General features: G+C 55.4%; 10 protein-coding genes, 2 tRNA genes and 1 rRNA gene. 4 read left to right on the top strand and 9 right to left on the bottom strand.

Annotation, left to right across the window (positions count from 1 at the left end):
• From RIN49_RS25510 to RIN49_RS25475, 8 genes are all read right to left on the bottom strand, one after another.
• A 16S ribosomal RNA gene (locus RIN49_RS25510) occupies nucleotides 1-114 on the bottom strand; the annotation flags it as partial.
• 305 nt (nucleotides 115-419) lie between these two features.
• Nucleotides 420-1,532, bottom strand: a complete 1,113-nt coding sequence (locus RIN49_RS25505; protein ID WP_309122952.1) for a GerAB/ArcD/ProY family transporter — start codon at nucleotides 1,530-1,532, stop codon at nucleotides 420-422.
• Between the two features lie 18 nt (nucleotides 1,533-1,550).
• Entirely contained in the window at nucleotides 1,551-1,781 is a 231-nt protein-coding gene (locus RIN49_RS25500; protein ID WP_309122951.1) for a hypothetical protein, read from the bottom strand.
• A 6-nt stretch (nucleotides 1,782-1,787) separates the two neighbouring features.
• Nucleotides 1,788-2,984: a Ger(x)C family spore germination protein gene (locus tag RIN49_RS25495; protein WP_309122950.1), complete on the bottom strand. Its 1,197-nt coding sequence runs from the start codon at nucleotides 2,982-2,984 to the stop codon at nucleotides 1,788-1,790.
• Nucleotides 2,985-2,998: 14 nt separating this feature from the next.
• Nucleotides 2,999-4,576 (bottom strand): spore germination protein, encoded by a 1,578-nt coding sequence (locus tag RIN49_RS25490; protein ID WP_309122949.1) that lies wholly within the window; start codon nucleotides 4,574-4,576, stop codon nucleotides 2,999-3,001.
• Nucleotides 4,577-4,671: 95 nt separating this feature from the next.
• Nucleotides 4,672-4,744, bottom strand: a tRNA-Val gene (locus RIN49_RS25485).
• A gap of 158 nt (nucleotides 4,745-4,902) precedes the next feature.
• Nucleotides 4,903-4,975: transfer RNA gene (locus RIN49_RS25480), tRNA-Val, on the bottom strand.
• Between the two features lie 104 nt (nucleotides 4,976-5,079).
• Nucleotides 5,080-6,414: a Na+/H+ antiporter NhaC family protein gene (locus tag RIN49_RS25475; RefSeq protein WP_309122948.1), complete on the bottom strand. Its 1,335-nt coding sequence runs from the start codon at nucleotides 6,412-6,414 to the stop codon at nucleotides 5,080-5,082.
• A gap of 203 nt (nucleotides 6,415-6,617) precedes the next feature.
• Here RIN49_RS25475 and RIN49_RS25470 point away from each other — a divergent pair, with 203 nt between their 5' ends.
• Nucleotides 6,618-7,664, top strand: coding sequence for an S-layer homology domain-containing protein (locus RIN49_RS25470; RefSeq protein WP_309122947.1), 1,047 nt, complete (start codon nucleotides 6,618-6,620; stop codon nucleotides 7,662-7,664).
• 54 nt (nucleotides 7,665-7,718) lie between these two features.
• On the opposite strand, the gene RIN49_RS25465 is transcribed toward RIN49_RS25470, so the two are convergent.
• A complete protein-coding gene (locus RIN49_RS25465; protein WP_309122946.1) occupies nucleotides 7,719-8,165 on the bottom strand; it encodes a thiol-disulfide oxidoreductase DCC family protein in 447 nt (148 codons plus the stop codon).
• A gap of 80 nt (nucleotides 8,166-8,245) precedes the next feature.
• Between RIN49_RS25465 and RIN49_RS25460 the strand changes: the two genes are divergently transcribed.
• The 3 genes from RIN49_RS25460 to RIN49_RS25450 all read left to right on the top strand — a co-directional run bounded on the left by RIN49_RS25460 (nucleotide 8,246) and on the right by RIN49_RS25450 (nucleotide 8,883).
• Nucleotides 8,246-8,461, top strand: coding sequence for a hypothetical protein (locus RIN49_RS25460; protein WP_309122945.1), 216 nt, complete (start codon nucleotides 8,246-8,248; stop codon nucleotides 8,459-8,461).
• A gap of 25 nt (nucleotides 8,462-8,486) precedes the next feature.
• On the top strand, nucleotides 8,487-8,669 hold the full coding sequence (locus RIN49_RS25455; protein ID WP_309122944.1) for a hypothetical protein: 183 nt from the start codon (nucleotides 8,487-8,489) through the stop codon (nucleotides 8,667-8,669).
• A gap of 67 nt (nucleotides 8,670-8,736) precedes the next feature.
• Nucleotides 8,737-8,883, top strand: coding sequence for a hypothetical protein (locus RIN49_RS25450; RefSeq protein ID WP_309122943.1), 147 nt, complete (start codon nucleotides 8,737-8,739; stop codon nucleotides 8,881-8,883).
• The last annotated feature ends 17 nt before the right edge of the window (nucleotides 8,884-8,900 follow it).

The raw sequence follows: 8,900 nt of genomic DNA, 5'->3' as shown, positions 1-8,900 counted from the left end.
TGTTACTCACCCGTCCGCCGCTAAGCTGTCCCCGAAGGAACAACTCCGCTCGACTTGCATGTATTAGGCACGCCGCCAGCGTTCGTCCTGAGCCAGGATCAAACTCTCCAAAAAGGGTAGTTCAAACGACTGCGCTCATTACAAGCTAGCATTTCTTACTTTAAGCATATGCTTTGGACATTTTTTCTCGGCGAGTGCCTCGCCTGCGAAAAAACTCCGACTCATGTTCAGTTTTCAAGGAGCAAGCTTTGTCTTACTCGGTGTTGCTTGTCCGACTCGCTTTCACGGCCGGAAGACTAATTTACCACATTTACAATCTTCTTGCAACTGGTATTTTCAGGAGAAGACCGTATCGTTGCCGCCGTCTTTCGGGCGGAAGATCATAATACCATGGGGCGATGGACATCTCAACAGGTAAATTACCCCAAATCCTTTTCCCTGGCACATCCTTTCTTTCGGAGGACCGCTACAAACCAGATCAGAAAAGGAAAAACGAAGGCATACGGGATCGAGTATGGAAAGTCGATCTTCGTCGCGAACTGCGTAAACGCCGTAATATTCGGATACACGATGACCGAAAGCACGACCATGATCATGCCGAAAGGCAAATACAACGGGCGGGCTTCCTTCAATCGAAACAGCTCCGCGAAGGTCATCACGGAAGCGTAGAAGGAGATTCCGAGCTTAAAGTAAATCGTTATAAACCAGATCCCCGCCATAATGACCTCCAACCGCTCCAAAAAATCGCCGATGCTGATCTTCTTGGCCAACGTATAACTCGGATACGTCTGTCTCCCCGTTACGTCCGCGCCCAATACCAAAATGGACAAGAGGGAAATTAGAATTAACAGAAAGCCTCCGAGAAGCACCCCGACGAAGAGCGCTTTCCTCGCTTTCGGCGCGTTCCTCACCGCGGGATAAATCATAAAGAACGCAACGAGCTCCATATAAGGCGTGCTCAATAACGGGATAGAGGCGGTAAGCACCGGTTTAACCCCGTATCCAAGGATCGGCGTTACGTTGTGAAAATCGAATTGAGGAGGAAGCAGAAAAATCATAATCAGAAAAAAAACGATCATCCAGGGAAAAAAAATTTCCGCCGTGCGGGCGAACGTTTCCAACCCGCTGCGAAGCCCCATAATAATGACCAATAAGAAGAAGGCATGAATAAAATGAATCGGCGTGTTCGGCAGCACCTGCGTCGTCAAAAAATCGCCGATATTTCGCAAAACGAAAGAGGCGAGCAAGAAAAAGTAACAAAAGTATAGAAACGAGATCGCCTTTCCCGGCCATTTGCCCAATACCTCCTGGCTATAATGCACTAAAGTAGCGGAGGGAAATCGAGATAAAATTAAGTTATAAAAAACGACCATCGATAAGCCCGAGATCAAACCGACGATCGCCGCGATCCACGCATCTTGCTTCGCTGCGGAAGCGAGACCGGAAGGCGCGATAAGAATCGAGCTGCCGACCGTGAATAAAATCGTCAGGACCGTCAGTTGATGGACACCTATCTTCCCTTTTTCGATCAAAGCACGTCTCTCCTCTTCCTACGATGGCCCGAACAGTGCATCGCTGATCGGCTTGTGAATGGCCGTAATCCAATCCACGGGATTCGGCAGCTTGACATGAAGCGCCTGCAGCGTATTAATGACGACGCCGACCGACAAGACGACGGAAAAGACGAACAGCTCCCACCGCCGCCCCTTCCTGACTAGTTCGGGCGCTTCGATAAGCGCGATACATCCGCCCGCGAAAAGTATGCCTGCTACCGACCACATGGTCGCTCACTCCTTTACTAACGGCTGCGTCGTCGTCCCGTACCGACGGAATCGCGCATCCACCTGAATCGTTACGTCGAGATTCGCAAAATAGGAGTCCCACTCCTTCTTTAGATCCTGCCAAGCCGCAGGATTCGCATCCTCGATCGCGTCCCCGAAGCCGAAGATGTCCGTTCGGTTTTCTTTCGCTTTGCGAATCGCCGATTCCATGATTTGTTTGATTTTCTCGTTCGACCTGCGCTCCAGCTTCTCGATCGTCTCGGGCTTCAGGAGATCGACATCGCATTGCACTTCCCCGATGTCTTCTTCGACTACAAGATCGATCCGGATTTCCGGTTTCCCCCCGACGACTTTGCCGCTCACTTCGGATTGCGTACGAATGATCTCGACTCCGATTACGCCGTCGCCGCTCGGACAGGCAAGCCGGCCCGCCGAGTTTTTCACTTTGCCCATTATGTAATTGTAGCCCTTGCTCTCTTCGTCGGTTAACCAACCTACCAGCTTATCGCCCTTGAACAACGCAACGCCGGAGTATTTCAAATTCGAGTAAGGATATACGCGCTCCGTGTTTTTTTCGGTCTCCCCCTTCTTCGCCTCGCCGGTGATCTCGATCCCCGTTAGAACGGGATCTCTCGTCGGATTCGTAAGATCCGACACGAATCGGTCCAATTGAATTTTAACGGTCGGCGCCCATAACTTTTCGGATATTTCCAACGTATTGAACAATTTATTGGCCGGGATTTTTTCGATCGGCGTCAAAATTTCCAGAACTTCCTCGGCGGTCGCGTCCTTCGCAACGATCAAATAGAAATCGCTTCGGATCTCACGATTTCTAGAGATGCCGTCCATTACTTTGATGATCCCTTGCCGCGCCAGTTGTTCTCCGATGACCAAGATGCGCAGATGCGAGGTATAGATTCTTCTCGGGGAGACGACGGTGAGCTTCCGGAGCGCTTCAACCGTCGTTTTTTCCGCGACCTTCATCGTCGTCACGGGCGGACTGAATTTCCCTCCGCCGTTCTTCGCCGCGACTTCGGAAGGATTAACGATTTGCACGGATACTTGAATCCGCTCGTCTTTCGCGTCCAGCCCCATGCCCGCGACGATCGACAATTCGTTCAGCTCCCGGCGGTCCCAGCACCCGGTTAGAAGCGTGAGGGCCCCCAGCGCCGCCAACCCCCATCGAAAGTTCCGGATTCGCATTGAACACATACCCCTTACTTTAAGCTTCGGTCCTGATTGGTCGATGCAATATCTTCTCGAATCTTATTTTTGCTGAGAAACCGAGGTCTGGAAAACAATCCCCATTGCGGCAACCGAAGGATCGTATCTTTCTGGTCCGCAAGATTGAAAGGTCCCATAGGAGACATATAAGGAACTCCGAACGAACGAAGCCCGCACAAGTGTTGGACGAGAGCGATCACGCCGACGATGGTGCCGAATAATCCGAAGGCGGCGGCGAACAGCATTAAAATAAATCGCAAAATCCGGATGGATATGCCCATGTTAAACGCCGGAATGACGAAATTCGAAATCGCGGTGATGGCGACGACGATAACCATGGCCGGCGAGACCAGCCCCGCTTCTACGGCCGCTTGCCCGATGACCAACGCGCCGACGATCGAAACCGCCTGCCCGACGGTCTTCGGCAATCTCACCCCCGCCTCGCGAAGAATTTCGAAAGTAACCTCCATTAAGAACGCTTCGACGAAGGCGGGAAAAGGAACCCCTTCCCGCTGCGCGGCAAGGCTGATCAACAAGCCGCTGGGGAGCACCTCTTGGTGGAACGTCGTAATCGCGATATACAGCGACGGAGCAAGCAATGAAATAAAGAAACAAACATATCGGAGCATTCGAATCAACGTAGCGAATTCGGCCCGTTGATAATAATCTTCGGCCGATTGATAAAACTCGACGAACAGAGCAGGCGCCAATAAGACGAAAGGGGTGCCGTCCACCAAGATGGCGATTCGCCCCTCGAGCAATCCCGCGGCGATGACGTCGGGACGTTCCGAGTTGTACAACGTGGGAAAGAGCGTGAACGTCTCGTCTTGAATCAATTCTTCGATGTATCCGCTCTCCAGGATTCCGTCGATCTCGATTCGAGCCAATCTTCTTCTGGCTTCGTCGACCACCTGCTCGTTGACGACGCCTTGAATATACATAATGCCGATTTGCGTCCGCGAAAGCGTCCCGAGGCTCATCGTCTCCAACCATAGCTTCGGGGTGCGAAGACGCCTGCGGAGCAACGATATGTTGGTATGAATCGATTCCGTAAATCCTTCCCGCGATCCCCTCACGACGGATTGGGTGGAAGGTTCCTCGACGGACCGCTCCTTCCCTCCGATCGAGTTGGCCGTCAGACCATAATCGCACCCGTCCGCCAGAATGACGGTCATTCCTAATAAGACGGCCTCGTAGATGCCTTGATAATCGATGATCGGCTTTGCATTTTCGATCGCGGGAATCTGATTGCGGATATACTCCATCTTGTTCTTAACGCCGCGGACGGCGTTCGCCCGAATCAGCGGCTCTTTAACCATCTCTTGAACGATGGAAGGGTTAACCAGCCCTTCGACGTAGACGATGCCGACCTCGGGGCTCCCCGCCGTCGGGTCGCGATGCAGAGACACGATAATGTCCGTGCTTTGTCCGAATTCCGACCGGATTTTCGAAATATTCCGATGCAGGTCCGCGACGAGGCGTTCCGGATGGTTCGGCTCGGGTTGCTTTGTGCGGCTCTTTTGTATTTTTTTCGAAAGAAGGGAACGAAACACGCGCGGAATTTTGGTCATCGGTTCGGTCACCAACACTTTTTGGTTAGCATCTCCCGATCAGGAAGGAATTATGAAAAAGCAAAGAACCCTTACAATGTAAGGGTTCTTCTATATGATCTGTAGTGGGCTCGAACCACTGACCCCCACCCTGTCAAGATGGTGCTCTCCCAGCTGAGCTAACAGATCAAGGTATTCAATTCGTCGCTTCATTTCGCGGCGACAAAACTGATAATATCACGTCCAAAAAATGATGTCAACAAAATCTTTGAATAAATATATCGCGGCAAATAAAAATACGAAAAAAAGAAGAACTCTCGCGATTGCGAGAGTTCTCGGTGCGATTATGATCTGTAGTGGGCTCGAACCACTGACCCCCACCCTGTCAAGATGGTGCTCTCCCAGCTGAGCTAACAGATCATCTTAAGAAGTTCCTTCGCGCGTCTTCGGTCGATTACGCGTTCCGGGAATATGATAATACCATGCTCCCGAAAAATCTGTCAACCCCCGACTCGAAAAAAACTTCAGACTCGTTGCCCCCGCCATCCGCTCCATGCCAACGTGAGCAGCGGCGGCAGCCATAGGAACAACGCGTAAGGCGCGTATCGTTCGACGGGGACGCCGACGATCGTGCCGCACAGCACGGCGATCATGTTCCACGGCACGAGCGCCGCGAGGAGCAGGCTGGTGTCGGCGGTGACGCGGGCGAGATGCTCCCGCGGGAACCGTTCGGTCCAGGCGGCCGCGAGACTTCGAGCCGTCATCATGATCGGCAGCGTCTGCGTGCACGAGACGAGGCCGAGCCCGAGGCCGAACAGACCCGTACGCGCCGTGGCGCCGACGAGCGAAGGCCGCTTGCCGAGCAGCCGCTCCGCGATCGGCCGGACGATGCCGGTACCCTCTAATATACCGTTATAGGCGCCGGCGAGAGCGATCAAGACGACGAGCTCGACCATGCCCGCCACCCCTTCGCCATGGGATAACGCGGCGCCGGAATCGGCGCTCCCCTCCGCAGGCGTGTAACCGCCCCACAACCAGCCGATCCACTGCAGCGCCGTTCCGCCACGCAGCGACGCGCCGACCGCGATGCCGGCGACGATGCCGACGATGAACGCATAACGCGTGCGCAGCCGGAACAAGATCGCGAGCAGCAGCGACGCCGGCGGCAACGCGAGCAACCAAGACTCGCCTGCCGCGGACTCGTACCCGAGGACGACTTCGCCGGTTCCCCAGTCGCCGAACCCGTCGAACGCCGCGAAGACGGCCAAGGCGATGCAGAAGGCGGCGTAGGTCGTCGGCTGCAGCAGCCGGAACAACGATCGTTCCGGCACGCCGGCGGACGACGCGACGAGCTGGTGCGCGCTCGAGAACGGCGACGTGCGGTCGCCGACGAACGCGCCCGAGACGAGCGCCCCCGCCATCAATGGCGGCGGAACGCCGAGATGCGCGGCGACGCCCATGAGCGGGATGCCTACCGAGCTTAGCGTCCCCGTCGACGTGCCGAGCGTCATCGCGACGATCGACGAGAAAACGAAGCCGAAGGTGACGATCCAAGCCGGATCGAGCAGCCGCAGACCGGCGCCCACCATGTAATCGATAACCCCCCCGGCCGTCCATGCCGGGATGAGCAAGCCGACGAACAACAAGATCCATACGACTTCCTTCGTATGTCCTACGCCTTCCCCTATCATCCTTAGAAGCGCCGCCCGCCCCGGTACGACGCCGAACCGCAGCACGCTCCAAATCAACGCCCCCAATCCGACCGAAAAACCGACCGCCAGCGGTAAATCAGCCGCGTATGCGGCGCCCAACCCTACGATCGTCAGCGCGACGATCCCCGTCCATCGCAAAGCGCTCATGATGAAAAAATCTCCTCGTCCTGCAACAACCTTCTTAGCTGCGCCGTTAAGTAGTCAGAATATCCGATAAAACGAAATGAAATAGGTGATTCTACGCAAAGAAAAAATCGGCTCAACCGCCTATGCAACATATTCGATTCAGATCGCGTTAAGTAAGCAAACGAAAGAAAACATTCAAAATCTTAAGAAAAAAGGTGATCGATATGATGAAAAGATGGATGATGGCAACTGCGGCGGCGGCGATCGTTCTCGGAACGATGTCCTCCTCGGCCTTGGCGTTCGGCGATCTCAAAGGCGTTCCGCACGCCGATAAAATTATGGAGCTGCGCGACCGCGGCATCGTGAACGGCGTGGAAAAAATCAAGTTCGTCCCTCACGAGAAGCTCACCGCGCAGCAAGCGATTCCGTTGATCGTGAAGAGCATGCAGCTCAGCCTCGCGCATATGACGTTCTTTAAAGCGCCCGAAGCGACCGATTACTTCACGAAAATCCCGAACGACGCATGGTATGCCGAAGCGTTCATCATCGCGCATCATAACGGCGTGCCGATCGACAAAGACGTCAACCCGAACGCGCCGGTGACGCGGGAACAGTTCGTGCAGTGGCTGATGCACGGCCTCTATGCGACGGGAGATTACGCTTGGATCGAAATCTATCATATGCTCGAAGACGAGAAGCAAGTGTCCGAAGGATACATGAGCGCGATCCAGCATGCGATCATCGGCGGCATCGCGGAGCTCGACGAGAACGGCAAATTCCGCCCGCAAGAGCCGATTACGCGCGCCGAAGCCGCCGTCATGGTTCGCAACGCGGTGCAATTCGTCGAGGAGCGTCAACAGCCGGTCGAAGAGCCGCAGGCCGACCCGATCGAATCCGGCGAGGTGAGGACGTCGACGACGGCGGTGAACGAAGACATTCAGAAGGTCGTGCTCGACATGGGCGAGAAGCCGCACCCGGGCTGGGGCGTTCGCATCGAAGGCATCGATTTCATCGACGACACCGCGGTCATCCGTTACAGCGTCACCTATCCGGACCCTGCAGCGTTGTATCCGATGGTCATCTCGTACCCGAAGGCGGAGACGTACCTCTCCTCCGAGTATAAGAACATTACGTACCAGCTCGTATCCGTGGATGACCGAATCCCGGACCCGGATGCTTCCGTAGACAACGGCGAAAGCTCCGGAGCGGCAGGCACCTACGAAGAAGGCCGCGCCCCCGATGGCGACGCATCGGAGCATGCGGCAAAATAACAGAAGAAGAGGCTTCGGCGGATTCGATAGGAATCCCCCGAGCCTCTTTTTCGTTCAATCGTAAAACCGCTCTCGATATTCCGGCCGCATCAATAAGCATTGCTCCCGCTTCCCGAACCAACGGTAACGGTTCCGCGCCACGAACGAATAGATCGGATCCCGAACGAAACGCGGAATGGCAAGCAAGGCGGCGAGCAGCGGCCACCCGCCGTCGAGGTGACGCGCCAACCGCAGCGCGCCGCCGGACCGAACGTACGCCGTTCCTCCCTCGACGAATACGAACGTATCGAGCGAAGCGGCGCCCGACAATGCATGCTCCCGGAGCAGCCGACTCCCCGTCTCGGATTGGAGCGCCGCATAGCGCAACGTCCCCTTCCGATTCCGAACGATCGTGAACCGGACGACGGCCGCGCATAAATTGCACTCTCCATCATAGAGAACAATCGCTTCTCCGCCCTTCTCCTTCATCGCTTCCTCCCCTTCCATTGCCGTTCCTTCCATTATAACGCTTCCGGCGCCAGTATAAAAACGATTCGGTTGCAGACCCTATGCTTACATCGATAATTAAGGGGGATTTCAGGATGACGAAAAAGAATACCCTGGCGTGGGCGCTCATGCTCGGCTTGGCGCTCGGCCTTACGGCATGCGGCGGCGATAACATGAGACAGGAGATGCAGCAGGAACGACAAGAGGACATCATCGACGAACGCGAAGACGAGCAGCTCAACGCGCCGGGCGCGGAATACAATCAGGAACAACGGGAAGACCGGATGGACGAGGTCGAGGACGACCGCTAGCATAGGACGGACAAGGAGGACCGGGATGGAGAAACAACTAAAAGAGCAAACCGCGTTCGAAACCGGCGGCATTCCGACGCCCGCCGGACAGGAAAACATTGCGGCGACGGACGGCATCGCGAATGCCGTGGAAGGCATCATGGATAACATCCAAGCATCGATCGCCGGCGACGCGCCCATGGCCGCGAAGCCGGCCCGCCGCAAATAGCGAATAGTCGAGCGACGCCCCTCGTGTACGCGAACGGCGGGCATCGCGCATAGGAGATGAAACGCAAATGCGCAAGAAGAAGCAGGCTCCGACCGTCGCTCCCGGGATGAATACGCACGATGCGTTGGAGAAGCGAGCGACGAATAAAGACATTCGAGCGGACGATTCTACGACGGTGACAAGGCTGTATTTGGATCGTACCCCGAACGATTAACTTTCAAAATCTAGGAG

It is taken from the genome of Paenibacillus sp. (assembly GCF_031177825.1).
GTDB lineage: Bacteria > Bacillota > Bacilli > Paenibacillales > YIM-B00363 > Paenibacillus_AE.
This window is presented reverse-complemented; position numbering and strand designations above follow the sequence as displayed.